This window comes from Mesorhizobium sp. WSM3879, assembly GCF_002294915.1.
Taxonomy (GTDB): domain Bacteria; phylum Pseudomonadota; class Alphaproteobacteria; order Rhizobiales; family Rhizobiaceae; genus Mesorhizobium.
Genome location: NZ_NSFZ01000018.1, coordinates 25,096 through 48,249, shown reverse-complemented (window position 1 = coordinate 48,249; position 23,154 = coordinate 25,096). Strand labels below are relative to the sequence as shown.

The following is a 23,154-nucleotide window of genomic DNA, read 5'->3' as shown; positions in this document are numbered from 1 at the left end:
ATTGCTGTCGCCGCGCGTAACCGTAATTGTCGTATAGCCGGCTGGCAAAGAGCCCGTGATGGTCGGATCGACCACCTGGCATCGGCCGACCATTCTTCCGCTCGGAGCGCCAGCGAGTTCAGCTTCCAATGTGACACGGCATTCGTTGAGGGAGGCGAAAACCCGAGGCGGCGTATTAAGCGGTTTGCAGATCGAAGCCTCGCCTGGGCTGCACAAAAGCAAAACCATCACCGCTGCCGTAGCCGGGTCCATCGTCGAAGCTCCTTTGTGGAGCTTTAAACGCTCGCGAAATCCCTTTGTTTCAGATGTCGCTAAAATACGAGGCAATTCCCAGCGACCTCGGTGGCCGGGCCTGTCGATCCTCGGGAACAAGACGCGTTAGTTCGCTGTTATTATTAGCAGAGGCTAATACGATGCCTTTTAGCGTCACCAGTGCGACTTCGGATGCTGTTCTCGAAGCCAGGAACACTGACGCTGAGATCCTTGGAGTCGTCGACCTCGCCAACAAGACTGATGCCAAGATCGGCACCATGCGCCTGGGGCAAGCTATCCAGTTCGTTGCGAATGCATCCGTGCTTGGATACGGAGTTCGCGGAGCGATGGTGTTTTACGGAAAAGCAGGAACACCGAGCCTCAGGGCGAGAGAATGTGAGCAGTTGTGGGCGCTATATGGTTTCGCACTCCTTGAGCCATAATGTCTGACTCGATGGAGCGCTGGAAGGCGTTCACGTTATGAAAAGCGCGAACGGATGACAGGAGCCGCCACGGATTCTCAGAGCGGGCCATTTCGCGGTCACCGTCGGCCGTAATACGCAGTCGCTATTTGACGCTTATTGGATGATTTGCCGGGAGAGGGTGCTAACTCCCTGACAGTTGCTGGTACGCCCAAGGGGAATCGAACCCCTGTTACCGCCGTGAAAGGGCTTCTAAGCGGTCTAGCGCTGTCCATCCGAATTTCCTGAAAGCCTTGCGCCGTAAGGGTTTGCGTCCAGTTATGTTTATGCTTGTCCAATACGGTCTAAGCCGGTATATTGGACAAATTGTTGGACACGGCAGGGCGGGAACATCATGGCCAAACGAGTTCGGGACGCAACCTTAGACAGCAAGGATGCGCGAAAGAAGCTCAAGCCACGGGGCAAGCCGTATTATCGCAGCATCGGCCCTGGCCTTCACGTCGGCTATCGCAAGGGCAAGGACGCCGGTCGCTGGGTGGTCCGCATGTATGTCGGCAATCAGGACTACCGCGTCGAGACGATCGCCGACGCCGACGACCAGTTGGACGCGAACGGGTCGACGGTCCTGACGTTCTGGCAGGCCCAAGATAAGGCGAGGGAAGTCCACAAAGCGATGTCTGGCGACGGCGGCAAGGTGGCCGGCGTCTACACCGTAAAGGATGCGATCGACGACTACCTCCTATGGATGGAAGGCAACCGGAAATCATCCAGGGATGCTCGCTGGCGCGCCGAGGCACTGATCATTCCCGAACTCGGCGAAATCGACCTCGCCAAGCTCGACGCCAAGCGGATCAGAAAATGGCATAGCGGCGTGGCAACGACGGCACCACGTGTACGTACAAAGGAAGGCAAGGAGCAGCAGTTTCGAGAACTCGGTGAGGATTCGGAATCGGTTCGGCAACGTCGGGCAACCGCCAATCGCGTTCTCACGACGCTCAAAGCCGCGCTCAATTATGCTTGGAGGGAAGGGAAGGCTGCATCGGACAGGGAGTGGCGCCGTGTTGAGCCATTCGAAGATGTCGACAGCGCCCGCGTCCACTATCTTTCGATCGCCGAGGCTCAGCGGCTTGTGAATGCCGCGTCGGGCAAGTTCCGGGATCTCGTACAGGCCGCGCTACAGACAGGCGCTCGCTATAGCGAACTCGCTCGCCTTAAGCGAGAAGACTTCAACGCCGACGTGTCAACGTTGACGATCCGCGAGAGCAAGTCCGGCAAGGCGCGTCACATCATCCTCACCGACGAGGGCGCTGACCTATTCGCACAACTGGTGCGCGGCAAGAACCGCGGCGATTTGATCCTGACGACGGAGGCCGGCGGCGTGTGGGAGAAGTCGCACCAGTTCCGGCCGATGAAAGAGGCCTGCAAGAACGCCAAGATATCGCCTGCGATCGGCTTCCACGGGTTGCGTCATACCTGGGCAAGCCTCTCCGTCATGAATGGCATGCCGTTAATGGTCGTGGCGAAGAACTTGGGGCATACCGACACTCGGATGGTCGAAAAGCACTACGGGCACCTCTCGCCTTCCTATATCGCCGATGCGGTAAGGGCAGGCGCACCGCGGTTCGGCACCGTCAAGGCTGACAATGTCCGCCCAATGCAGCAGGACGCTTAAGCCATGGCGTCTTTCTGGAAATCACCGATCGAAATCTATCAGGCTGTTATGGCCGATGCGGCAGTTCTCACCGACGTGGACGCCGCGTCGGGCATACCAGCGAGCCAGGCCGTTTACGGCTACAGAGAGCAGATGCGGGCCGAAGAGGCCATTTGGAAGCTCGCCGCCCAAATGACGAGCGTGTCAGCCGAGGATCGCGCTCTGTATGAGGAGCGCGCCGCAGCACTTCAAGAGAGGGTTGGCAAGGTGCAGGCCGCAGTTCTTCGGCTTATGAGCAGCCAAGCTGCCGAGGGGAGATGGTTCGCTGTTGGCCATCGAAATGCTGAAAGCGGCGAGGAGATCATTCCCGGCCGCTATTGGCCATTCTTGACGCTGGATATGATCAAAGCGACAGCGAAGGGAGAGGTGGGTGAGTTCTGCGCGCTTCGCTGCGCATTCCTGGCCGATGTGCCGGCAGGCCATCCGATTCTCGAAAGGGTTCGACTGGCCAACCTCGTAACGTCAACCACGGCCAGCATTGAAGCGCCAGCCGCTCACGCCGACAAGTCAACATGGGTTGAGTCGTCTACGCGGAAGCGTGGACCGAAACCAGTACAGCTCGAAAGGGTCAAGGCAGCTATGCGGGCCTTTGACCAGACGGCGCTCGCCGTGATGACAGAAGAAGAAATGGTCGCAAGGTTCGACGCTTCGCGCGATACCTGTCGCCGCGCCCGTCGAGAATTGTCGGAGTTTCCGAGGAAATAAACTCCCACCATCGACAATTAGCGACACTGAAAACGCGCGTCCATCTTGGCCCTGTATCAACACAGGAGCACACGAATGGACTACGCATTCGAAGCCTACAGCATCCCCGAGTTTTGCGCTGCGCACCGCATCAGTCGCGCGACCTTCTATAACCTCCTAAACGACGGCCACGCCCCGCGCACCATGAAGGTGGGCGCCCGTGTCCTGATCTCGAAAGAGGCTGCCGCAGATTGGCGGAAGGCATGTGAAGCAGCCGACAAGCCGTCGGAGGCCGCATGACCGGCGAGCGCGAGATCGAACTCATTCTGTCCGCGGCGGCATGGCTCGCCGCCACTCCCAAGAATATGAGGCCCAGGCCGGCAGTGCTCGAACTGAAAGAGCGCTTCGGCCTCAATCCCATTCAGGCCTGTGCGGCAATCCGCGAGCACAACCAAATCAAGGGAGGCGCCAATGTCTCCTGAAAAGCGAAAACCGGCCTCTTTCAAGACCGGCTCGCTGGAAATATCGAAAAGCTTGGCGGCAATCGATACCAGCGACAATACCGAGGCACTGACCAACTTTCAAGCGCTCCGGATCCGCCAGCGTTTCCCTGTGTCGATGTCGGTGGCCATCGCAACAGCCCGGCTCGCCTATGCAAATGGGGGCGCCGCATGACCATTCGACCCAACCTCCGCAGCGTTGACGAACTCTACATCGATGCCGCCGTCCGCCATCTGACGGTGGCGCGCTGCCACCTTCAATGCGCGGTGCTTCGCTTCGATGATGCGGGCTTCGAGCACGATCCGACAGCCCGGTCCTACAGCTACGTCGCGGGCATCGTGGCCGAGTTGAACGACAGGCCTTGGCGGCCAGTGCCGCCGGCAACCCCAACGCACATTGCTGAGGCCGCGAAAGAATATCGCCGCATTTCGAGGAGGTCGTATTGATGGAGGAAGATACCTTCGCCGCCGACCTCCTCGACGAGGTTTACCACTTCGTCGGTCGCTTCGTTGCCTACCCATCGGAAGAGGCGCACGTCGCGCATGTTCTCTGGATAGCGCACACACATATGATGGATGCGTGGGAATCGACGCCACGCATCGCCTTCCTGTCTCCCGAGCCTGGATCTGGGAAAACCAGGGCGCTCGAAATCTCCGAGCTTCTGGTGCCGCGTCCTGTCGAGGCGGTGAACGTCACGCCGGCATATCTCTTCCGCAAGGTCGCGGACGAGGCCGGCGCGCCGACCATCCTCTTCGACGAGATCGACACCATCTTCGGGCCGAAGGCCAAGGACAACGAGGAGATTCGAGGCCTGCTCAATGCCGGTCATCGCCGCGGCGCCGTCGCCGGCCGGTGCGTCGTTCGCGGCAAGATCGTCGAGACGGAAGAAATTCCAGCCTACTGCGCGGTGGCACTCGCCGGCCTCGGCGATTTGCCCGACACCATCCTTACCCGCTCCGTCATCATCCGCATGCGGCGCCGTTCGCCAGAAGAAACGGTCGAGGCCTATAGGCGCCGCGTGCACAAGCCGGAAGGCGACGAGGTCAAGGACAGGCTCGCCGGCTGGGCTTCGTTCATGTCGGCCGACATCGGCCAGGACTGGCCGGAAATGCCTCCAGGCATCAAGGACCGTGATGCGGATGTCTGGGAACCGCTTCTGGCGATAGCCGATGCTGCCGGCGGCCACTGGCCGGAAAGGGCTCGTGTTGCGGCTGTTGCGCTTGTTGCGCTCTCTAAGGAGGGCACACCCAGCCTTGGCGTCAAACTCTTGGGGGATGTGAAGACCGTCTTCGGGTACGACGACGTTCTTGCTACGGAAAGCATCCTTCGCCGGCTTTGCGACCTCGATGAGTCTCCCTGGGCAGATATGAAGGGGAAACCCTTGGATGACAGGGGGTTGGCTAACAAGCTTCGCCCTTACGGTATCAAACCTAAAGTAGTCCGGATCGGCACTGCTACACCCAGAGGATATCAAAGGACCGATTTCGTTGACGCCTGGCAGAGGTATCTCTCTCCGCCTCCCATGGAGAGCGCAACATCCGCAACAAGCGCAACAGCGGAGGCGCCGGCGCATGTCTTCAAATACTTGGGAGGCGGCCCTTGACGCTTCCGGCCCGCATCTCCTCAGCCGAACCGGCGGCACGGCTCCGGCGCATCGCTGCCTGTGTACGGGAAGGCCGGCCGATCGATCCCGCCGATGCCATGCCATTTTTTCCCGAGCATGTTCAACGCGCCATCCTGATCGAGGAACGGGACGAAGCCATTCGCACCGCGGCGACGACGTTCAACCTGCCGGCGCCGGCCCTGGCGATCGAGCTTCAGCGCTATGCCGCATCATCCTGGCTTCGTGAGCGAACGCTCGATGTCTGTCCCGATCGCCATGCAGGCCGGCTTCAAGAGCATCTTTGGCGAGCCCTTCACGCGCATCCGCACGTGATCGGCCAACGCCAGATCCGCAGGATCATATCGGACATGACACCCCCCTTTTGATGTCCGCTGACCTGGGCGATTCTCAAATCCAGAAACGAACTCTCAATTCGGAGATGCCTGCCCAATGTCATGGCTGTCGAAATCCCGCGGATCTGTTGCTGAGGCTCGCTATGCCCATGCCGGTTCATCCAGTGCCGCCGGGCACGGCCCAATCATGGGTGATGGATCGACCCAGAGCAGCGCCGTTTTCGGGATGCACAATTTCCGCATTCCCGGTCAGGCGCCGAAGGACGTCGCGGACCTCCTGCCCGACGAGGCGCGCGCCAAGCTGATCGCAATGCGTGACGAGCGCGACGACCTCCTGGCCACAACGCGCAGCGCCACCGACGCCTACATGGCAGCGATCAAGCTCAAGCAGGACTGCGAGCAGCGGCTTCGGGAGCTGACCGACCCCAACGTTGCGGCGCGCTACGGCACCGAGATCCAATCCGAAGAATCCAACCCGGTGAAGGTTGCCCGCGCCGAGCTTGCGCTTGCCCTCGACGAGGTGAAGCGGATCACCGAGAAGCGCGATGCAAGGAACCATCGCTGGACCCATGTCGCAAATCTCGTGCAGTCGGCCGAGCGCTACCTGGGTTCCGTCTCCGAACCGCTGACGCCGTTCACCGGCACCGTGAAGAAAGCATCCAGCCTCGACGCCGCACGGAAAACCATCGACACCCTGCGCGCCGATCGGCAGCAAGTGCAGGCAGCACCCATTCCCTCAGCCAAGGTGAAGGCAGCCATCCGCGCCCAGGTCGACGCCCTTGCCGAGCAAGGCCGGCCCGATCTGTTCGGTGCCGTCGAATATGGCGCACCTGTCGGCTGGCCGAAAACCATGCTCACCATTCCGTCAATGGGCCTCATGCTCAACGACGAGGCGCGCACCAGCATGATCGGCAACGCCCGCACCGAACTCGTCGACACCATGGCGCTATTCACCTGGGTGCATCGCGACGCTCTGCTTGCCGCATTGGACAAGGAATTGGCCGAGGTCGCGGACGACGACAACGCACTCGATGATGTGACCAGGGCAAAGAAGCTTGAGCAGATCGCCGAGGCGCTGCTCGATGCCGAGCGTGCCGACTGCGCACTCGTCGCGGCAGGCAACGACACCATGGCCTATCGCATCGACACCGATCCCCGCGCGCTGCTCGCCATCGTCGGGCCCGCGGGTAAGGACGACTAAGTTTCATGTGGCAGTGGGTTGATCCTTCGCTACTCGGCCGGGCAGCGGGAGTTGCCCGGTCTCTCCAATTGCCTTGGCGTTCCTGTCAGTCCGCCATGGGCATAGGGCCTCGGGCTTACAGCCTGGACAGCGGTTTCCCGAGGCCCGCACCTATTCGTCACGGTAGCAGCGACGACTGTTGCTCTGACGATGAAGGGCGGTCTGGTCGGGGTCACCACCGGCTGGGCCGCCCGGGCATCCCACCATCCATAAGCCAAAGGATTTTTACGGACTTAAACCGTATGCGGGTCGGCGAAGCACTTCGAAGCTCTAGCGCCAGATTTCAAAACTTCACTGCCGTTTCCGTTTCGAGGCTGAACCCATGAATTTCATGACGTTGACAGTCACGGGACGGCAATTGGGCGATGTCCTCGACCTCACAGACCGGCGTGTTCGCCAGTTGGTCGAGGAAGGCGTGTTTCGCCGTGATGGCCGCAACCAATACCCACTGCGGGACTCGGTGCTAGCCTATCTCTCGGCCGCGGCGAAGGACGATGACGACGAGCTTCGCACGGAGAAAATCGCTTTGATTCGTGCACAGAGGCGCCGCATCGAACTCGAGAACGCGACCAGGGAAGCCACGGCGGGCGAGATCGCCTATCAAGACGCCGTCGTCGCGGTGCTGTGTTGCTGGTGGCACCTCCACATCAAACCGATCGCGACCTGGCTGCATGACGACTTGCGAGCCCGCAACGTGGCCGACGCCAAGGTGATCGCTGGCAACCTCCAAAACTGGCTGATCAGCCTCCGCGCTGAGGGCGAGGAACTTCTGCTCGCGGCCGCCGACAAGGCCCGGCGCTCGGGCATCATCATTTCATCCGACAACGACCTCGCCGCGCTTCTGTCGCGGTCATCCCCTGGCGAGGACGCCGCAGCCGCAGAGCCGGCACCGTCTCGCCGCAACAGGAAAGGCAAATAGATGACAATCCCCAGCACGTTCCCCGCTAACTGGCGCCAGGCGCTCGACGCCCGCGACGTCGCCACAGTTGCCTTCCGCGACGAAGGGGACGCAATCGCCTTCTTCGGTGCTACTTCGAACCGTGGATGCTTCCTAAGCCTCTCAGACCAGCACAAGGAAGCGGTCGTGGCCCTTCGCGGCCGATATCCAGATGAGTCCCTGCAGGCGACGCTGAACGCTCATGCCAAGGACAGGAAGACCGACACATCGCCGCGCTTCATTGGCTCCTGCTCCGCCGGGAATAAGTCACCGACCGTCCAGCAGCTACAAGCCGAAGCCGCCGCGATCAGCGAGCTGGTCGATACGATGCCGAAGGCCAAGCCCGATTTCGGTTGGGACAAGATCATCGCCCGGGTGAACAAAGCGCACGGTTTCGGAGCCTAGATGTCCGCCTTCACCGAAAAGACAGTCCGGAGCGCCGCGGATTTTGTGATGTCGTATCACCTCAGCCCGTTCCATGCATGCGAGTTGGCCACCGTTGCATCTGGGCAGGTTTTAAAGGCCGGCGAGGTCGTGCAGCTTCAGGGCGGCAAGCTCATCGCAGCCACGGGCGAATTGTCGGGCGATGTCCTGGCAACCGATGTTGCCGGCGTGATGTTCGAAGCAGTCGACGCCAGCGGCGGCGATGTTGCGAATTGCACCTATATCGCGCGCTCCGCCGAACTTAAGGACGGCTATTTGACGTACCCCGCGGAATCGACTGCGGGCGGCGAGAAGGTCGCCACGGTCGCCAGCCTGAAAAAGCTCTGGATCATGCCGCGGTGATTGAAATGGAGGTTTGCTTGCTGGAAATGGATGATTTGACCGAACTGCGCGCTGCTCTCGCCGATGCCGGCAAGCTCGACGTGTTGACTGCACAGGCCGAAGCCTGGATGACAGCGTCGCCTGAAGAGCGCGTGGCTATCCTCGCCGACGTCCGGCAGCGCGGCCACGTGGATCGGCTGATCGATGGCTTGCGGGCCGCTCAACACTTTCACGAATGGTCGGCGCAATTGTTTCGCGACGTGCTGCAGCAGATCGAGCGGCGCTGATGGCACAGTCCTACGGCTCCGTAGCGCATCCCGTCGATCTTGGTCCCTTCAGCCGCATCACCGGCGTGCATTGGAACACCGATCGCTACATCGCCTTCAGGATCGACATCGCGCGCCGCTCGGTGGTCAAGGATTACCCCTTTCCGGCCGCCGCGATTGGCGAGGTGGTGCACGGCGAGCAGCCCTGGGACTGGACGGCTGTCGCGGAAGAATCGCCGCTCGATGCCAACCCGACCACGCCCAACTCTGTGGAGTTCGTTTCCGGGTTTCAATACGAATATTTGGGCGCCACGCATCCCGGCCCTGGCTACGGCTGCTACCGGCAGCGCAATGGCGAGAGCGGGTGGATTCCGACCAACATGGACGACGTCACGGGCCTTCCGAGCCTGCCGGAGGTGCACTCGCTGGAGCCCTGGACAGTGGTCATGTGCGCGCTCGGCACGACCCATACCATCTTCAGTTGGTGGCCGCGCGCCGAATATCAGCCGATCTCCGGTGAGGCCCTACCCATTACTGTGCCGACCCGCGGCGGTGGCGAGGTGTTCCACGGCGTCTCCGGCGCCACGCTGCAGATGCGCGGCACGACCTTCACGGAAGGGCCGCTGCAGGGCACGGGCTTCTTCGGCGGCACCGATGGAACGGTGGGGCGGACCCCATACGACAACGGGACCTATTATTGCAAATACGGAGTGACCAACGTGTGGACCGAAGCAGGGGACGGGATGAACTATACCTTCTCACCCCTGTCGATCGATGTGTCAGCCATCCGGGTCGCCTACAAGGGCCGGACCTACAAGGGAATCGGCGCGGCACTCGTCCCCGACCCCTCGGACGCGCCGACGACGCCCGGCAATCTTTGGATTCTCACCGAACGCGAGGACGTCGCCCCATGATGCCAGGTGTCGCAGCTCAACCGCTAACGAGGCGGCAGGTTCGGCCGGGCTGGGTGCCGGCGGATGCCATTGTCTTCCTCGATTTCGTCAATGGTCACTATTTCGCCGGCTCGGCGCAGCGCGCAATTGCGACGCTGCTCGGCGGCGGCTTCGACCCAGCCTACATCACCGCCGACGGGATGCAGATCACCACGGACAATCTGCCGACGGCGAGGGGCCAGCTTTTTGCCGAGTTCGAAGGCGGGCTTGCGGCCGGGATGACCATCCTTTTCGAGTTCTCGCAGACGACGAACAGCGCCTTCTCGAACTCGCATTTCCTGATCTCGTTCGAAGACCTGCCGAGCCCGGATTGGTCGCTGCAGGTCGAGCGAACTAATTTCAGCGGCACCACGCCAAACGATGATTTTTTCGTCGGCGATTTCGGATCGCTCTTCTTCAGCGATCACGTCGCCGAGGCGCTGGCCTCCGGCACCAATCGCTTCGCGGTGACGCTCGGGCGCGATCTCGGCGGCGGCACATGGCGCTACGCCGCATCCTTCAACGGCTCGGCCGCGCTCACTGCCGATGTCGGTTACTCAGCCGCGGAAGGATTTGCCACCAATGGCCTTTCGGTCGTGCGCATTGGCGGTCGCTTCGACGCATGGCCAGACGGGTTTATCCGCTCGATCAGACTTTATCCGGCGGTCGACGAAACGGAACTGGAGGCGCTGAGCGCCTGATCGGCATTCAGCCCGCGAAGGCGTGAACGATCGCGAAGCCTACGCCGATAGCAAGGCCCGTGGCGAGGCTTTCGGCCAGGCGCAGCACAAAGGCGCCGTAGCGGTCCCGCAGACGCGCTGGCGAGGCTCTCAGGGCTGCAGCGATGTCATCGAAAGCGTGTTCCATTCCTGAATCTTAGATCGAAACGGATTCGCTGTGAATCCCCATTCGGATGGCGTCTAGGCGCCAGGCTCATGTCGGCTTGTCGACGAGCGGCCTCTTCCTCGTCGGTGGCTTGTAGGGCGTCACAAGTCTGACGGTATCGGCATTCACCGTGACGGGCACGCCCAAGTTGATCGTCACCTTGCCTTCGTCGACGCGGGTGACGTCGCCTCGAAGCTCGATCTCCTGGCCCTGCTTCACCTTCGAGATCCGATCGACAATCGAATGAGGCTGTCCATAGGACGGGATCGAGACGCTCACCCGGTCCTCGGTGACCCGTCTGCGCACCTTGGCGGTAATTGCGACCTCGTCGCCTATGTTGATGCTGCCCTTTGCCATGCCGATACAACTCCGACGTGGCCAATAGGTTCGTCAAGCAGATGCTAATGTCTGTCCGGTCAAGACGATGCCCGCCACCCCAGGCAACGGGATGGCGGGCATCTATTCACTCTCTTGCACTGCCGGACGATGAAGGGACATTGCTCGCCGGCTCTATCAAATGTTGCAGCAAGGCGAAGGTTTCCGGGTTGGGACCAAAGCATCAGCCTATCCGACTTCGGTCGCATCGGGCGGAAGGGAACATTCCTACCATCCGAGACACAACCGGCCTACATGACTGGGCATGGCCAACGGCTGGACACTTCAAACGCTGATCGACGCGGGCATGTCTGTCACAGGCGGCTGCCTGGACTGCCATCGTCATCAGAAACTCGATCTGGCGGCGCTACGCGACCGCTTCGGCGCTGATGCTCCGGCCATGGAATGGGATCTTCGGCCGAGGATGAAATGCGCGGTCTGTGGCGGCAGGCGCATCACGCTGACCTATTCGCCAGATACGAGCCCGAAGAAACTGTCGTAACCGTGATCCCGTAAGGGATTGGCAGTTCGACCCGGACAACGAGCTCCGGCGGGTTGAAACATAACCCACCGGAAGATGCTCCGATCACACCCTAGCAGGGCACCGAATCTGTTATCCCCTCGGGAATGTTCAATCCCGCGCTTCACATGTTTCCGAAGGAAGCAGCGCTTGTTGGCCTGCTCGTCGCTGGCTACGGCGAGCTTGATATCTGCTTGGGCCATGTTTGTGGCCTAGCGGTGGGTGACAAGTTTGCGGTGCTGGAAGCGCTCAACAAGGTTTCCAGCGAACAGGCGCGGATTGAGATAGCGAACAGCTTGGCCAAGCACATCCTGGAAGCGAAGGGCTTCGGCACCAAATTCGGCGAGGCGGTCGGCGCGATAAATCTTTGCCGCAAGATCCGCAATCAATATGCCCATGCCCAATGGACGGGCGTCGACGGGAAGCTGGCCTTCACGCGGACCGAAAGCATCAATTGGCGCGAAAAGGATTCGATCCGATGGTCGACGCTCTCGCTCGACGTTCTGGAAAAGCAGGAACTCTATTTCGAATACACTCGAAAATGCCTGATCTGGTTGGAGTTCCAGTTGGGAACGCCCACACCTGGCGTTGCTATTCCATGGCCGAAGCATATGCATCGACCGTCTCTCGACGCTGGGGCGGCGACAACAATAGGGTAGGCCGGCTCCCCCATGGGGAGTGCTTGACGATTTCAGCAAATCAGCGCAGCGTGTCCGTGGGCTTCAGAACCCGGACCGTGATATCTCCGAACGGTCCCTTGGCGGGGACACAACTTTCCTTGGCAGGAAAGTCTCTCGGATGAACCAAGTCGCAAGCTTTTGCGGCTTGAATTGGACGCGCTTGGCGGCGCGGCTCCAGACCCGACCGTTATGGCCGGGGGGCGCCGTGCTGTCCAGAGGGAAACCTTAAAAGCGTCGCGCCAGTCTCACGGCTGGTTCTGAACCCCCGGCTTCGGCGCCGTCCGCCGATGATGGATCAAAATCCCAGACGGGAAGTTTGATCCGCCGGCCTTCAGAAGCCGGTCTTACCGTGGGGACTTCGGAATGAACTCTCAGGCAATGACACGTCGCGCCGCTCTCGGCGCTCTAGCATCGCTGCCGGCCATGGCAGGCGCTACGGCGCTGCCCGTGGCTCTGGCAGCAACAGCAACCATATCCGACCCGCTCGCCGACCTGATCGCCGAATATTATGCCAAGTCGGATGAATTCGCGGCCATCCCCGACGAGATGCTAACGCGAGAGAATGAGGAAGATTTCGTCATGGCCACCTACGGGCCGGCGGCCGATCGACTTTGGAAGGACTGCCCGCCAGCGACGAGCCTTCGCGGGGTAGCTGAGGCGATCCGCTATGCCCTTGGAGAGAAGTGCATGGTTTCTGTGAGTGCGGAGAACACCCTGCAGGCAGCGCTGGCCTTCCTCGATCGGGAGGGCGGGCTATGAACGCCATTGTCCGACTGAAGCCCTTCGGCTGCCCGGCTGGCGTAGACCCTCGCACATGGCGTCAAGCGATCGAGGCACAGCTTAATGATCTGCTCGACCGTGCCATGTCGCTGGTCACCGCGCTCGACCTGATGGAAGCCGACCGCGAAGACCTGGAGGACGGCGCGGACGATGAGCCCTACCTCGGCGGCTGGTCCGGCTACAACGATGACCGGGAGGCCGACACCAGCGACCACGAGGACGACGGCACGGCAGAGCCCAGCCTTGGGGCTCTCAACCGTGTCTGTCAGCTTCATTGGGCTGTCGGCTCTCGCAGCGATCGCGAAGAGGATGCCGGCGATATGGGCGAGGTACTGGCCTATGGCGACTGATATGTTCAAAAAGACCATGGCCGAAGCAAAGGCGAAGGGTGAGGAAATCGAAGTGCTGGCTCGCATCCTCGCCGAGAAGATGCAGGCCTTTCACGACGTCCCCTACCGGGTGCAGATCGATCACCAAGTCGGGTTTGTGATGCTGGTGTCGGTTCGCTGACAGGCAACTCCACGTTTGTGGCGTTCAACCGGCCTACGGGATACAGTTGAAATACGTCACACCTGAGCTTTCTTTGGGGCTCTCTTGGCCCGGCGGCTTCGGCTTCCGGGCCTTTTTGTTGCGGCTGTTGCGCTTGTTGCGGTTGCCTAGAGAGGCGCACCTAGGCCCGGTGTTCGCCTTGCTCGCCCTGTTCCGCCTTCGGATTCGATGCCCGATATTGGCCAAAAATTGGACAGAGCGGGGAAAGAAGGAGCTAAGTGCTTGAAAAATCTGGTACGCCCAAGGGGAATCGAACCCCTGTTACCGCCGTGAAAGGGCATGATTTTCGAGGCTTTTGCGTTCGCGCTGGTTCGCTGAAATCCAGCATTTCTGGGCTTTTCATTCATTTCCGTTCGCTGCTGTACACCGGGGTTTATTCGACCTATATTCGACGTGTTTTCAAAACCGCAAGGCGGAAACACGATGGCCAAGATCCTCAGGGAAGCCCCGATCACTACTGCCAGCGCACGTTCAAAGTTGCCTGCTGGCGAATACGCTCGTCGCCTCGATGCCGATGCTGCGGTCTGGTATCGCCGGGGCAAACGGGGAGGGGTCTGGTTCGCTCGCTGGCGTAACCATGGGCCGGGCGCGAACTATCTGCAGGCGCCAGTCGGGCCAGCAAACGACGTCAACGACAAGCTCACGGACGGCGTGCTAACGTTCGCTCAGGCGGAAGCTCAGGCTCGCCAGATCGTCACCAAGGCCAGACAGGAAGCGAAGGCTGCAGCTGCCGGTCCTGTGCTGACCGTGCGCCTTGCTGTCGAAAGCTACATTGCCGAGCGAGATGCAAGGGAAAGCCGCAGGAAGGGCCGCCCGGTGCGCTCAGATGCCGGGCAACGATTGCGGCGCTATATACTCGGTCAGGACAAGCGAGGCAGTCGGGAAGCCGTGGCTGCGGCGCCGCTGGCCGATGTCGGCCTGCATGCTCTCAAGGAAAGTGACCTTCTGAACTGGCGCAAGTTGCTGCCAGGCGATTTGAAGGGCTCGACCGAGCAGCGCCTCATCAACGACCTCAAGGCCGCTTTCAACGGCGCCTATGCTGCGCATCGGGAGCGTTTGGATCCGACATTGCCGGCGGTCATCAAGCATGGCCTCAAGGCTGAGAAGATGGACACCGACGAAGCAGCGCCGCTTGCCCGAGACAATCAGATCCTATCAGCCGCGCAAGTCGGCAAGTTGCTCGCCGCCGCTCGTGAAATCGACATCGAAGGGAATTGGAATGGCGATCTGTTTCGGCTGGTGGTCGTGCTTGCGGCAACCGGTGCCCGGTTCTCCCAGATCAGCCGCATGAAGGTTGGCGACGTGCAGCGGGCACAGTCGCGCCTCATGGTTCCAAGCTCCCGCAAGGGCCGTGGCGGCAAGATCGCCAGTGTACCGGTGCCGGTCGGGAAGGATGTGATGGACGCGCTGCTGCCGGCAACGACGGGCAGGGGCAATGATGAGATCTTGATGGAGCGGTGGCGCAGCAAGCAGGTTGCGGGCTCGATTGGATGGGAGCGCGCCGGCCGTGGCGCATGGCAGTTCGCCAGTGAAATGCAGCGCCCTTGGCATGAGATCCGGGCCAGGGCAAAGATGCCGACCGTGATCCCCTACAGCCTGCGGCACAGCTCGATCGTGCGAGGCATCAGGGCAAATCTGCCGATACGGCTTGTCGCTGCGCTGCACGACACGTCTGTGCCAATGATCGAGCGCCACTATGGCCGATGGATTGCCGATGGCCTCGAAGACCTTGCGGCGGCGGCAGTGGTTCCGCTGGTGCCGGCCCAGAGCAATGGAAATGTCATCCAGATCGCAGGTCGGTCGTGACCGACTTGGACAAGTTGAGACTGCTGTAGGTGCACTTCGGCATCGAGCCAACCGCCGACGGCTTCATCGGACTCCTAACGGCACTCCTGGTGAAACCCGAGCAGGGCTTTCGGCCGCACAAGCGCCACAGGAGTGGCCGTCCGCGGGACTACGGGAAAGACATCGCATTAATCCTCGATGCCGATCGCGTCATTACTGAGCGGCAGTGTTCCGATAGGGCAGCCCTGCGGATCCTGGTCACCTCGAGGCGATTCAAACGAAGTGCTGGCCGCAGCCAGAGCCATGTTCCAGGCCGACGGGGAGATTTCCAAGCGTGAGCGTGATGCCATGAGCCTGGCACGATCCCACTTGACCAAAGCCTATCGACGCCAATCGCCGCGATAGAGTTAAGGAGGCTGGCAGATCCGCCAAGGCTGAGCGGGCTTCCGAGCGCAAAGATCTCCAGCGGCAGATAGAAATCCAGCCCCACATGCGGGCGCTTTTTAATTTCCACGGAACTTTTTTTGCGCGTCAGAATTTTTTCGGCGCTCCCTCCCTACCGTCGTCCGCGATCTTTAACGGCTCGCGGAGCGTCGTGATGAACGAAATCGAGAAACTCGGCTTTTCCGTCGAGGAAGCAGCGAAAGTGTCCGGCATCGGCCGCACGCTGATTTTTTCCGCAATCGGCAATGGACAGCTTCTAGCCCGAAAATTCGGCCGGCGCACGGTCATCCTGCGTGAAGACCTGGAAGCGTTCCTTCGTGCGTTGCCCGCCCGGTCCCTGAAAGACAGAGACGGTATCAATGACAATAAGGCCTCGGCGAAGGGCGACGGCACGCTGACGGTGACCGGATGACGCTCCCTTCCTCCGGCGGGCTGAGCATCGCCCAGATCCTCGCCGAGACCGGCGACAGCTTCCATCCCGACTGATTTTTATGGCAAGTCATGGCGTCTTGTAGAACAGGTAGACGCGAGAACGGCAGGCACGTCGTTTGCTTCGATGACAACGATGCTGCACCCTTGTGGATCGGCATCGTTGCGTTAGGCAGCGTGGCTGACGATCTCCTCCGGCACGGCAACGGTGGCCTGCTCAGCGCGTCAGGCCGCGTCCAGCGCAGCACTTTGACAACGCAAGCCGGCGAAAAGCGTGAGCTGCAGATCGTGGCCTATGCCATCGTCAGCGCACGCATGGTGTGCCCGAGCGGCGGAAAGAGGGGAGCGGCATGACCAAGCACCCCTCCAAGATCGACGCGGCCGCCCGCTTCCTGGTCGCCACACCTTTCCAGGCCCGGCCGAAGCCGCTTCTCCCGGCGTTGCGAAAGACATTTGGCCTGAGCGCCGCTGAAGCGATCGAGGCCATTCGTCAGAGCCATGAACTGCGGAGGGCCACGTAGGTGCGGCCGGTCGTCAAACTCAACAAGGACGGCTCCGAGCGCCTGATGCTCGGCGACGTCATCTTGAAAGAGAAGCCGGCTCACAAGACAACCAAGCCCTTTTCGATTCAGCTTCTGCGCCTGCGTGAAGTCGAGAAGGTCATCAAGGATCGCCACGGCGGCATGATCCCGGATCCAGAAGATACCGACGATCGCGAAACCTGCCTCAACTACGTCAAGGCCGCGGCCTTTTCCCCATCGGCGCAGGACATGTTCAATTGGTGCCGGAAATGGGCGCCGTGGGTGCTCGATGCCGAACTCACCGATATTCTCGCTCAAGCCAGCCGTCACAGTCGCATGATGACTGCGGACGGTGTCGCCGGGCTTCTGGCGGTGACGATGGCCGAGCGTGATCGGCTTCGGCTTAAGACGATCGGCGCGTGCGACATTTCCAAGGAGGAGCGGGCGAACCTCGCGAAAGAGCGGAAGCGGGACCGCGATCGAAGCAAGAAAGCGGAGGGCAGAAAGGCGCGCGGCTGCAAAGATCGCGAGTCCTACGAGGCCGAGTCCGCTGAGCATCTGGAGCCTTGGAACGCCGAGGGCATCAGCCGACGGACGTGGTTCTACAGGAAGGCGAGGACCGATTGCACAAGTCCGTCGCGAGTAGATGTTCCTAGGAACGGCGACACACCTGTGCAAAGGGATGCCAAGACGGACGGCGACCCAGTTGTGTCATCGAAGCCTGCGGCATGATCCTCCAGAGGGACGCACTGCCATCTCCCGTTCCTCGCTCCTTGCCACTCGCGGCTGGCGAAGCCGACCGCGCGAGAGGGTCTGGGGGATCATCCCCCAGCAGGGGTGCCAGGGGCTTGGGTCCCTGGGAGTTGCGACGAACGTGTGCGAGGAGGAAAGCAGCGTGACGAAAATGTGCAGACACAATGACGAAAAAGTATGTACGCACGTATGTACACAGGCCGAGATTATTCCGTTCCCGATCGATCCGGAGATTCGTTTTATCCGGCAGACTGCGCGCATTCTTGAGCGCCGGCAGGGCGAACGTGCGGTGCGGTTCTGGCGGATGGAGTGCCAGCGCCTATACGCTCGGCTTCAGGTGCAGGGGCTGGCCGATGCTGAGATTCGGGCATACGTCGATCGTTTCGCCGAAGCCGTTCAGGCAGAAATGAGGCGAGCCGCCGAGGCCGAAAGGCAACGGCGCAGCTACGGTGGCGCGGCATGACCGTCGTCGTCTTCCAATGGTCCGGAGGCTAGGCTGTATCCGTTCGACGGGAGAAAAGACGCTCGCCAAGCCGACCCTCCGCTCGGCCCAGTCTTACCGAGACCAGGTGACGGACGCCCTGATCCGGCAAATGTCGGCGCCGGCATTGGCGTGGCAGAGCAGGACCAACATCTCGGCGCCTTTCCAAGCTGCCATCCAGGCCGAGATCATTCGTCTCACTCATCGAATTAATCGGCGCCGGCGGGCATGTTGCGTGACGAGCCAGGCACGATCGGGATCACACTAACCGCGAAAACCGAAACTGCGGCCTAGTGTGTAAACCGGACATGCGGTCAGGGAGGTTGAGGCGGAGCGAGAATTGGAACCCGGCATTCGGATTAGCGACGGTCCCCTTCGCGTCGATCTGAAGGCCGGAAGAGGCCGCGGTCAGAGCCGGCACGAGCCGAGACGGAGGCAATGGCGCGGAACCTGGCGAGCCGACGCAAGGCGAACAAGCTTGAGCCAAGAGGGGCGCAAAGGTTCCTATCCTTCGACGGGGAGGCCGCACAGTGCTTATGGTGACGGCATTATCTCCATCGGGCGCATGAAAGAGCGGAATATACGGGCGCGGCTTGGCATGTTCCAAAAAATGGCGCGGGGCGATGCAGCAAGGAAGCGGCGATAAACAGTGCCGACTGCTTCTGCCCAGCCAATCAGGAGAAATTGGCGTGGCGCTCCGCTTCGACTCAGGCCGGTGGTCGAACTCTTGCGGCCCTGCAATTGCCTAGAAGAGGCTGGAACGGTGTCTTCGTGCCTTCTGCTGTCCTTCTCCCGGAATGAAGGAGCTCTGCGATCTCTGCCTATTCGGCTGGTTGCCTGAAGAAGGCACTGCAGATCAGACATGCACAGTGCAAGCGAGGAATTCCGTCTGGAGCGAACTCCGCAACCAGCCTTCTTTCAGTCCGTGCGGGATAAATAGTCGATCGAACTTCCACATTATTTCGAGAAAATCGGAGGATCGTATGGGTGGCGCGGGATCGGGCAATCGCACGTGGGCAGGAACCCGCCAGAAGTGTGAAGACCTGCTGGATCTTCGCATCTCGGACTTACGAAAGGGCGGGCTGCTGGCGCCCGGCCGTCGAGCAGAGTTGACCTGGGATGTCGGCGGCCGTCCTTCGGGTTCCATCGGAATTTTCACGGGCGAGGGCAGCCTGGAGTTGACCCATCGCCGTCGAGGAACGGCCCAGGCGTGGCAGCAGATCCGCGAGGTCATCGCGCTTGATTCGACGGAACAGCATTTCGGCGGGGAGCGGCACTGGTTCATCTGCCCTTGCTGCGGTCGAAGGTGCGCAACCCTTTACGCTGGCGAGCAATTTCGGTGCCGCTTGTGTCTGGACCTCTCTTATCGTTCTCAGAGCGAGGATCCTCGCACCCGGTGTCTCTCCAAAGCCCGAAAATTGCGCCAGCGCCTTGGAGGATCCGCAAACCTGCCGCTCCAGCTGTTCGACAAGCCAACGGGAATGCATTGGCGGACCTACAATAGGCTTTACGAAAAGGCTTTGGTCCTGGAACAGGCGACATTGCGTGCTTTCGCACAGACAGCCGACGAGCTGAAAGGCGTCAGTCGTCGAAGCGGGAGGACAGCAGTCCGCGGGCGACGCCTCTTCGAGGTCAGCCGAGCCTAATAACGGCTATTCCGAGCTTCTGTGCATGAAAGCACGTGTGTTCGGTCCCGCCGCCGCCCGGGAAGCCGACGATCAGATCGGGCTTGCTCTCGCGCAGCATTCGTTCGTTGTGGATCAGCGCGGAATGTCTGCCTTCACCCACGGTAGGGCTCTCCGCGTCTATTGGACGCCTCGTCTGGCAGCGTTGGTTCCCGCGTTTCGTCGAAAGAACCTATACATGAGCCTGAGCTGACAAGACAGGCGCGACCGATGATTGCTATTGCATTCTTTCGCCGCATCTTCAATTGCTTGCGGAGTGATCCCATGCCCGTCGACTATTCAGCGCTTTCGAAGCAGATGGAGCGGGCAGTCACGCCGGCGAAGGAAAGTCGCCACGGAACTTTCCTTGTCGGTCACGAAGGATGCGCAGATCGCAAGCTGTCGTCCGATCTCGCCACCGCTCAGCAGGATCTCGACGGGGCGAAGGCCCAAGTCACGACATTGGCCGCCCAGCTTGCCGAGGCCAACAGCACACTGACTGCCGCGCTGCCGCCGGCCGCAACCGGTCCAGCGCCGGCTTCCTCGTCTGCTTCGGCAGGAGACTAGCTGAGGGAAAATCCATGGGCGCCAGGCGCCGTCTTACCGGCGAGGCAGCATTCGCTTGGCCATTCAGCGGTGCAGGCGTTTCCTTCATGACGGCCGACGCGGTGCAACACAGCGAACAATGAACGTTCCAACTGACAAGGCGCGGGCTGGATAGCCACTAGACTCTCCACACTTTCACCTGCAAATAGAAGGAAGAATGGGGAGGGGATATGGCTACCGCTTATCATGTAGTTCACTACAGAAGCTTTGTGCAGCCAACTGGCGAAACGCGAAGACTGGAAGAGCTCTGCCGGGCAATTCTGAGCCAACACGATAGCAATGGCATCGCTTTGTGGAACCGCGTTGTTGATCGCGTCCAGAAGCTGGACAGCACCGGGTCAAGACAATTGGTACTGAACAAGGTGGCGGACCTGTCTTCTGCCGTATTTGGAGAGGTGTGCCTGGTCGACACAGCGGGACTGCAGGCGCTTCTACGGCTAAGGCGATCGACAGTCGAACTTTCGGATAAGACCAAAGCGGAAGTCTTTGATCTTGATGAGCGCAAGGCGCCGGATGGGTCTCAGTTTTTGCGAGGGATGGCCTACTGGCTGTCAATTGGGAACCATCTCTTTTATGTCAAAACCCAAAGCATGATGCCGGATCACATCCGCGGCTATTTCGACTGGCTTCTGAAAAGTCATCCGAAAGGTGTGCCGCGGGGGTCGGAACTGGTTCTGCAGGCCGAATTCGACAAGTCGCAGGTTCCTCGCGACATCGGTGACATCAGAACCCTTCGAGTGAAGGGCAACGCTACGCGATCATACAAGGTCGACACCGTTGACGAGGAAGAAAAGGTATCTAGAGCCGTGCGCACAGCCCGGAAGGTTGCTGATAGGTTCGTGGAGTTTCAACAGGCGCTTCCGATTGTCCGCGCTTTGCTTGGCTCTGCCCGTACAGAGTCGCTGGTGGAAAGTCTCGGTCCCGAAGAATATCTAACCGTGGACGCCTCGGTAAAGGTGCGAGGCAGGCGCACTGAGGAATCTAAAGCCAATATGCGCAATTTGGCTAATGACATGGCGGACCTTACCGATGCTACCGTGCAGATTGAAGGTCGCGATGGAAAGTTGTCTGATGGAGATGCAATCCTGCGTACGACGATGCCGTTTGACCTCCCGCACGAGGGTTCAAACTTGCTCGATTTCAACAATGTAGCCGATCAGCTGCAAGAGGTTTACGCTCGTTACGTAAAGGACGGAAAGCTTCCGATATGAAGTTTCGCCTACTCACGGCGCTAGCCGTGCTGGCGGCCGGCGGGCTAGCCGCCTGGAGAATTCCCTTGGGTTCTCTATTCGTCGCGTTTCAGCCGGCAACAGTTGCACTCTCGATTATGGCTGCTGCCGTCTTGGTGCGGCTGAATCGCGGGATGCCGACTCTTGATTGGAAAACGTTGGAACCGGCTGGCCGAAAGAGGCTAACCTCGAAGATTGTCGATCTGCAGAAGGACTACTTGTCGTTGCTGGCGATCAACGCATTGCTTGTAGCGATTCTGATAGCGTTGGTGATTGAGACACTGCCGGCCACGGCAAACTGGGAACATTGGTTGCAGAGATCGATCTCAGGCGTTCTCTCCGGAGGTATGGTTCTCGTGGTGGTCCGCATGGGGCACGTCGTTTGGCGCGACTACGACATAGTTAGACTGCAGAAGGTTTTGATCGATGCCGCGGCCGACAAAGAGGCTTTGGAATCGGCCGGGCGTGAGGCGCAGAAATCTGTCGCAGACATGCGGCAGGCGATGCGAGAAGCCCCGAAGCCAACAACAGGTGAGTGGGAAAGCTGAAACCTGCGCATCGTCGCGATAGGCGCTCAACCCAAATTACAGAGTACCGACGACGCCTCTACTCAATGGCACGCTGGCGCGCCTGCAGATTGGCCCACGCCTGAAAATAGGCGGCGATCAAACGTCCTTACGCTGCCGATCGAGCATACGTTTGACAGACATGGCCTTGAGACCGAAAGCGTCGCCGATCTTCCGGAAGCTGTTGCCACCGGCCCGCATTGATCGCATTTCGGCAAGAGCTTTCTGCTGCTCGGGGTTTTCGACCAGTCGGCCATCAATCTCGTCGAAGCCGAACGGAACGCGACCACCGCCATAGACCCCTTGCGACGCAAGATGGCGCTTCACTTCGCGGATGCGCTCTCGGATGCGATCGCGCTCGTTCTCGGCCACGGCTGACAGGATGGTGAACACTAGCTTGGAAATGCCGTTGCCGGTGACGTCGCCGCCGAGATCAATCATTACCAGGCCGGTTCCTTGCGCTTTTAGTTCTTCCAGGGTGCCGAGAGCGTCGGAAGCGCTGCGAAACATGCGGTCGAGCTTGCAGGTGATGATCATGTCGCCTTTGCCGGCAGCTGCAAGCAAGCGCTGGCCTTGCGGTCGATCTGCTAGTGGAACGGAGCCTGATACGCCGCCTTCGACGAAAACCTCGTCGACGGTCCAGCCCTGCATCATCGCGTATCCGGTGATCTTCGCCTTCTGAGTTTCGAGGCTTTCACCGTTCGAAGCCTGCTCGATTGTCGAGACGCGAACGTAGCCGAAAACCCTCATTTGCCGCCCCTTTTGTAACGTCGCTGTAGCGCTGTTACGTTTTAGGCAATGTTACGCCCGGTCGCAAGCAGCGTTAACGGGGCGGCTTGCTTTGCCCGTTTCGAACTCTGCGTCGACGGTGGTCGGAACCAAGTTTCTTGGTCAGGCGAGCCTGACAACGGTGATTCCGAGCTTCTCTGCGAGGGAACATGTGTACCAGGTTCCGCCGCCGTCCGGGAATCCCACGACTAGGTCGGGCTTACCCTCGCGCAGCATTCGTTCGTTGCGGATGAGCGCGGCATGTCTGCCTTCGCGCTCCAGTCGGCAGGAAATACCAGCAGTTCAACGCCTCTCGCACGCGCCCACTCGCCAGCGATGCGATCTGAGCCCTCGCGTGCCGTCTGCGAGCACGGCAGAGAAACGGTCGAGCATGCCGGCGCTTCCCTCGATCCGGAAGCGCTCCCCCAGCGCGCCACCGCCTTCGCCGTCACG

At 60.6% G+C, this 23,154-nt stretch carries 33 protein-coding genes; 29 read left to right on the top strand and 4 right to left on the bottom strand.

The features are described from left to right. The first annotated feature begins 1,068 nt into the window (after positions 1-1,068). From CK218_RS27805 to CK218_RS27735, 15 genes are all read left to right on the top strand, one after another. A complete protein-coding gene (locus CK218_RS27805) occupies positions 1,069-2,346 on the top strand; it encodes a site-specific integrase (protein WP_095829587.1) in 1,278 nt (425 codons plus the stop codon). A 3-nt stretch (positions 2,347-2,349) separates the two neighbouring features. Further along, entirely contained in the window at positions 2,350-3,090 is a 741-nt protein-coding gene (locus CK218_RS27800; protein WP_095829586.1) for a hypothetical protein, read from the top strand. A 75-nt stretch (positions 3,091-3,165) separates the two neighbouring features. Beyond that, positions 3,166-3,369, top strand: coding sequence for a hypothetical protein (locus CK218_RS27795; protein ID WP_095829585.1), 204 nt, complete (start codon positions 3,166-3,168; stop codon positions 3,367-3,369). Beyond that, positions 3,366-3,551 (top strand): hypothetical protein, encoded by a 186-nt coding sequence (locus CK218_RS27790; protein WP_095829584.1) that lies wholly within the window; start codon positions 3,366-3,368, stop codon positions 3,549-3,551. The genes CK218_RS27795 and CK218_RS27790 overlap by 4 nt, the downstream gene beginning before the upstream one ends. Beyond that, positions 3,541-3,744, top strand: coding sequence for a hypothetical protein (locus CK218_RS27785; RefSeq protein WP_095829583.1), 204 nt, complete (start codon positions 3,541-3,543; stop codon positions 3,742-3,744). Before CK218_RS27790 ends, CK218_RS27785 begins: the two co-directional genes overlap by 11 nt. Then, positions 3,741-4,016, top strand: a complete 276-nt coding sequence (locus tag CK218_RS27780) for a hypothetical protein (protein ID WP_095829582.1) — start codon at positions 3,741-3,743, stop codon at positions 4,014-4,016. The genes CK218_RS27785 and CK218_RS27780 overlap by 4 nt, the downstream gene beginning before the upstream one ends. Then, positions 4,016-5,173 carry a DUF3631 domain-containing protein gene (locus CK218_RS27775; protein WP_095829581.1) on the top strand — a complete coding sequence of 386 codons (1,158 nt, stop codon included), beginning with the start codon at positions 4,016-4,018 and terminating at the stop codon, positions 5,171-5,173. Before CK218_RS27780 ends, CK218_RS27775 begins: the two co-directional genes overlap by 1 nt. Continuing rightward, positions 5,170-5,559, top strand: coding sequence for a hypothetical protein (locus CK218_RS27770; protein ID WP_095829580.1), 390 nt, complete (start codon positions 5,170-5,172; stop codon positions 5,557-5,559). The genes CK218_RS27775 and CK218_RS27770 overlap by 4 nt, the downstream gene beginning before the upstream one ends. 154 nt (positions 5,560-5,713) lie before the next feature. Then, positions 5,714-6,727, top strand: coding sequence for a hypothetical protein (locus CK218_RS27765; RefSeq protein ID WP_143749724.1), 1,014 nt, complete (start codon positions 5,714-5,716; stop codon positions 6,725-6,727). Positions 6,728-7,088: 361 nt separating this feature from the next. After that, the gene (locus CK218_RS27760; RefSeq protein WP_143749723.1) at positions 7,089-7,685 is read left to right on the top strand and encodes a hypothetical protein; all 597 of its coding nucleotides are present in this window, start codon (positions 7,089-7,091) and stop codon (positions 7,683-7,685) included. After that, positions 7,686-8,108: a hypothetical protein gene (locus tag CK218_RS27755; RefSeq protein WP_095829577.1), complete on the top strand. Its 423-nt coding sequence runs from the start codon at positions 7,686-7,688 to the stop codon at positions 8,106-8,108. Further along, positions 8,109-8,489 (top strand): head decoration protein, encoded by a 381-nt coding sequence (locus CK218_RS27750; protein WP_095829576.1) that lies wholly within the window; start codon positions 8,109-8,111, stop codon positions 8,487-8,489. Between the two features lie 17 nt (positions 8,490-8,506). Then, positions 8,507-8,755 carry a hypothetical protein gene (locus CK218_RS27745; RefSeq protein WP_143749722.1) on the top strand — a complete coding sequence of 83 codons (249 nt, stop codon included), beginning with the start codon at positions 8,507-8,509 and terminating at the stop codon, positions 8,753-8,755. Next, positions 8,755-9,648: a hypothetical protein gene (locus CK218_RS27740; RefSeq protein ID WP_095829574.1), complete on the top strand. Its 894-nt coding sequence runs from the start codon at positions 8,755-8,757 to the stop codon at positions 9,646-9,648. The genes CK218_RS27745 and CK218_RS27740 overlap by 1 nt, the downstream gene beginning before the upstream one ends. Further along, positions 9,645-10,367 (top strand): hypothetical protein, encoded by a 723-nt coding sequence (locus CK218_RS27735; RefSeq protein WP_143749721.1) that lies wholly within the window; start codon positions 9,645-9,647, stop codon positions 10,365-10,367. The genes CK218_RS27740 and CK218_RS27735 overlap by 4 nt, the downstream gene beginning before the upstream one ends. A gap of 7 nt (positions 10,368-10,374) precedes the next feature. Here the strand turns inward: CK218_RS27735 and CK218_RS30850 are convergent, their stop codons facing one another. Both CK218_RS30850 and CK218_RS27730 read right to left on the bottom strand, forming a co-directional pair. Beyond that, positions 10,375-10,533: a hypothetical protein gene (locus CK218_RS30850; protein ID WP_179294623.1), complete on the bottom strand. Its 159-nt coding sequence runs from the start codon at positions 10,531-10,533 to the stop codon at positions 10,375-10,377. Positions 10,534-10,599: 66 nt separating this feature from the next. Further along, a complete protein-coding gene (locus CK218_RS27730) occupies positions 10,600-10,908 on the bottom strand; it encodes a hypothetical protein (RefSeq protein ID WP_095829572.1) in 309 nt (102 codons plus the stop codon). Positions 10,909-11,191: 283 nt separating this feature from the next. Here CK218_RS27730 and CK218_RS27725 point away from each other — a divergent pair, with 283 nt between their 5' ends. The 11 genes from CK218_RS27725 (at position 11,192) to CK218_RS27685 (ending at position 17,850) form a co-directional block, all read left to right on the top strand. Further along, positions 11,192-11,428 (top strand): hypothetical protein, encoded by a 237-nt coding sequence (locus tag CK218_RS27725; protein ID WP_095829571.1) that lies wholly within the window; start codon positions 11,192-11,194, stop codon positions 11,426-11,428. 146 nt (positions 11,429-11,574) lie between these two features. Further along, a complete protein-coding gene (locus tag CK218_RS27720; protein ID WP_143749720.1) occupies positions 11,575-12,105 on the top strand; it encodes a hypothetical protein in 531 nt (176 codons plus the stop codon). Positions 12,106-12,489: 384 nt separating this feature from the next. After that, the gene (locus CK218_RS27715) at positions 12,490-12,885 is read left to right on the top strand and encodes a hypothetical protein (protein ID WP_143749719.1); all 396 of its coding nucleotides are present in this window, start codon (positions 12,490-12,492) and stop codon (positions 12,883-12,885) included. Next, positions 12,882-13,256 (top strand): hypothetical protein, encoded by a 375-nt coding sequence (locus CK218_RS27710; protein WP_095829568.1) that lies wholly within the window; start codon positions 12,882-12,884, stop codon positions 13,254-13,256. Before CK218_RS27715 ends, CK218_RS27710 begins: the two co-directional genes overlap by 4 nt. Before the next feature lies 1 nt (position 13,257). After that, complete coding sequence (locus tag CK218_RS30845; protein WP_179294622.1) at positions 13,258-13,416, top strand: hypothetical protein; 159 nt, start codon at positions 13,258-13,260, stop codon at positions 13,414-13,416. A 462-nt stretch (positions 13,417-13,878) separates the two neighbouring features. Then, positions 13,879-15,261, top strand: a complete 1,383-nt coding sequence (locus tag CK218_RS27705; RefSeq protein WP_095829567.1) for a tyrosine-type recombinase/integrase — start codon at positions 13,879-13,881, stop codon at positions 15,259-15,261. Positions 15,262-15,838: 577 nt separating this feature from the next. Beyond that, the gene (locus CK218_RS27700; RefSeq protein ID WP_179294621.1) at positions 15,839-16,096 is read left to right on the top strand and encodes a helix-turn-helix domain-containing protein; all 258 of its coding nucleotides are present in this window, start codon (positions 15,839-15,841) and stop codon (positions 16,094-16,096) included. A 164-nt stretch (positions 16,097-16,260) separates the two neighbouring features. After that, complete coding sequence (locus CK218_RS27695) at positions 16,261-16,467, top strand: hypothetical protein (RefSeq protein ID WP_143749718.1); 207 nt, start codon at positions 16,261-16,263, stop codon at positions 16,465-16,467. After that, positions 16,464-16,634, top strand: a complete 171-nt coding sequence (locus tag CK218_RS30840) for a hypothetical protein (RefSeq protein ID WP_179294620.1) — start codon at positions 16,464-16,466, stop codon at positions 16,632-16,634. The genes CK218_RS27695 and CK218_RS30840 overlap by 4 nt, the downstream gene beginning before the upstream one ends. Next, on the top strand, positions 16,635-17,366 hold the full coding sequence (locus CK218_RS27690; protein ID WP_095829565.1) for a hypothetical protein: 732 nt from the start codon (positions 16,635-16,637) through the stop codon (positions 17,364-17,366). A gap of 142 nt (positions 17,367-17,508) precedes the next feature. After that, entirely contained in the window at positions 17,509-17,850 is a 342-nt protein-coding gene (locus tag CK218_RS27685; protein WP_095829564.1) for a DUF6074 family protein, read from the top strand. A 1,650-nt stretch (positions 17,851-19,500) separates the two neighbouring features. Here CK218_RS27685 and CK218_RS30835 read toward each other — a convergent pair. Beyond that, complete coding sequence (locus CK218_RS30835; protein ID WP_179294619.1) at positions 19,501-19,656, bottom strand: hypothetical protein; 156 nt, start codon at positions 19,654-19,656, stop codon at positions 19,501-19,503. Positions 19,657-19,817: 161 nt separating this feature from the next. On the opposite strand from CK218_RS30835, the gene CK218_RS27670 reads away from it, so the two are divergent. The 3 genes from CK218_RS27670 to CK218_RS27660 all read left to right on the top strand — a co-directional run bounded on the left by CK218_RS27670 (position 19,818) and on the right by CK218_RS27660 (position 21,915). Beyond that, complete coding sequence (locus CK218_RS27670; protein WP_095829561.1) at positions 19,818-20,099, top strand: hypothetical protein; 282 nt, start codon at positions 19,818-19,820, stop codon at positions 20,097-20,099. Positions 20,100-20,308: 209 nt separating this feature from the next. Next, the gene (locus tag CK218_RS27665) at positions 20,309-21,349 is read left to right on the top strand and encodes a hypothetical protein (protein WP_095829560.1); all 1,041 of its coding nucleotides are present in this window, start codon (positions 20,309-20,311) and stop codon (positions 21,347-21,349) included. Continuing rightward, complete coding sequence (locus tag CK218_RS27660) at positions 21,346-21,915, top strand: hypothetical protein (protein ID WP_095829559.1); 570 nt, start codon at positions 21,346-21,348, stop codon at positions 21,913-21,915. Before CK218_RS27665 ends, CK218_RS27660 begins: the two co-directional genes overlap by 4 nt. 117 nt (positions 21,916-22,032) lie before the next feature. Here CK218_RS27660 and CK218_RS27655 read toward each other — a convergent pair whose 3' ends face one another. After that, positions 22,033-22,683 (bottom strand): recombinase family protein, encoded by a 651-nt coding sequence (locus CK218_RS27655; RefSeq protein WP_095829558.1) that lies wholly within the window; start codon positions 22,681-22,683, stop codon positions 22,033-22,035. Positions 22,684-23,154: the final 471 nt, after the last annotated feature.

Excerpts from the sequence above, each read along its gene's own strand:
- CK218_RS27765 (WP_143749724.1), top strand. The coding sequence starts at position 5,714 with ATGGGTGATGGATCGACCCAGAGCAGCGCCGTTTTCGGGATGCACAAT.
- CK218_RS27800 (WP_095829586.1), top strand. The coding sequence starts at position 2,350 with ATGGCGTCTTTCTGGAAATCACCGATCGAAATCTATCAGGCTGTTATG.
- CK218_RS27795 (WP_095829585.1), top strand. The coding sequence starts at position 3,166 with ATGGACTACGCATTCGAAGCCTACAGCATCCCCGAGTTTTGCGCTGCG.
- CK218_RS27750 (WP_095829576.1), top strand. The coding sequence starts at position 8,109 with ATGTCCGCCTTCACCGAAAAGACAGTCCGGAGCGCCGCGGATTTTGTG.
- CK218_RS30840 (WP_179294620.1), top strand. The coding sequence starts at position 16,464 with ATGACCAAGCACCCCTCCAAGATCGACGCGGCCGCCCGCTTCCTGGTC.
- CK218_RS27805 (WP_095829587.1), top strand. The coding sequence starts at position 1,069 with ATGGCCAAACGAGTTCGGGACGCAACCTTAGACAGCAAGGATGCGCGA.
- CK218_RS30850 (WP_179294623.1), bottom strand. The coding sequence starts at position 10,533 with ATGGAACACGCTTTCGATGACATCGCTGCAGCCCTGAGAGCCTCGCCA.
- CK218_RS27740 (WP_095829574.1), top strand. The coding sequence starts at position 8,755 with ATGGCACAGTCCTACGGCTCCGTAGCGCATCCCGTCGATCTTGGTCCC.
- CK218_RS27655 (WP_095829558.1), bottom strand. The coding sequence starts at position 22,683 with ATGAGGGTTTTCGGCTACGTTCGCGTCTCGACAATCGAGCAGGCTTCG.
- CK218_RS27790 (WP_095829584.1), top strand. The coding sequence starts at position 3,366 with ATGACCGGCGAGCGCGAGATCGAACTCATTCTGTCCGCGGCGGCATGG.
- CK218_RS27710 (WP_095829568.1), top strand. The coding sequence starts at position 12,882 with ATGAACGCCATTGTCCGACTGAAGCCCTTCGGCTGCCCGGCTGGCGTA.
- CK218_RS27720 (WP_143749720.1), top strand. The coding sequence starts at position 11,575 with ATGTTTCCGAAGGAAGCAGCGCTTGTTGGCCTGCTCGTCGCTGGCTAC.
- CK218_RS27700 (WP_179294621.1), top strand. The coding sequence starts at position 15,839 with ATGAACGAAATCGAGAAACTCGGCTTTTCCGTCGAGGAAGCAGCGAAA.
- CK218_RS27705 (WP_095829567.1), top strand. The coding sequence starts at position 13,879 with ATGGCCAAGATCCTCAGGGAAGCCCCGATCACTACTGCCAGCGCACGT.
- CK218_RS27715 (WP_143749719.1), top strand. The coding sequence starts at position 12,490 with ATGAACTCTCAGGCAATGACACGTCGCGCCGCTCTCGGCGCTCTAGCA.
- CK218_RS27760 (WP_143749723.1), top strand. The coding sequence starts at position 7,089 with ATGAATTTCATGACGTTGACAGTCACGGGACGGCAATTGGGCGATGTC.
- CK218_RS27775 (WP_095829581.1), top strand. The coding sequence starts at position 4,016 with ATGGAGGAAGATACCTTCGCCGCCGACCTCCTCGACGAGGTTTACCAC.
- CK218_RS27785 (WP_095829583.1), top strand. The coding sequence starts at position 3,541 with ATGTCTCCTGAAAAGCGAAAACCGGCCTCTTTCAAGACCGGCTCGCTG.
- CK218_RS27730 (WP_095829572.1), bottom strand. The coding sequence starts at position 10,908 with ATGGCAAAGGGCAGCATCAACATAGGCGACGAGGTCGCAATTACCGCC.
- CK218_RS27780 (WP_095829582.1), top strand. The coding sequence starts at position 3,741 with ATGACCATTCGACCCAACCTCCGCAGCGTTGACGAACTCTACATCGAT.
- CK218_RS27665 (WP_095829560.1), top strand. The coding sequence starts at position 20,309 with ATGGCTACCGCTTATCATGTAGTTCACTACAGAAGCTTTGTGCAGCCA.
- CK218_RS30845 (WP_179294622.1), top strand. The coding sequence starts at position 13,258 with ATGTTCAAAAAGACCATGGCCGAAGCAAAGGCGAAGGGTGAGGAAATC.
- CK218_RS27725 (WP_095829571.1), top strand. The coding sequence starts at position 11,192 with ATGGCCAACGGCTGGACACTTCAAACGCTGATCGACGCGGGCATGTCT.
- CK218_RS27670 (WP_095829561.1), top strand. The coding sequence starts at position 19,818 with ATGCCCGTCGACTATTCAGCGCTTTCGAAGCAGATGGAGCGGGCAGTC.
- CK218_RS27735 (WP_143749721.1), top strand. The coding sequence starts at position 9,645 with ATGATGCCAGGTGTCGCAGCTCAACCGCTAACGAGGCGGCAGGTTCGG.
- CK218_RS27660 (WP_095829559.1), top strand. The coding sequence starts at position 21,346 with ATGAAGTTTCGCCTACTCACGGCGCTAGCCGTGCTGGCGGCCGGCGGG.
- CK218_RS27755 (WP_095829577.1), top strand. The coding sequence starts at position 7,686 with ATGACAATCCCCAGCACGTTCCCCGCTAACTGGCGCCAGGCGCTCGAC.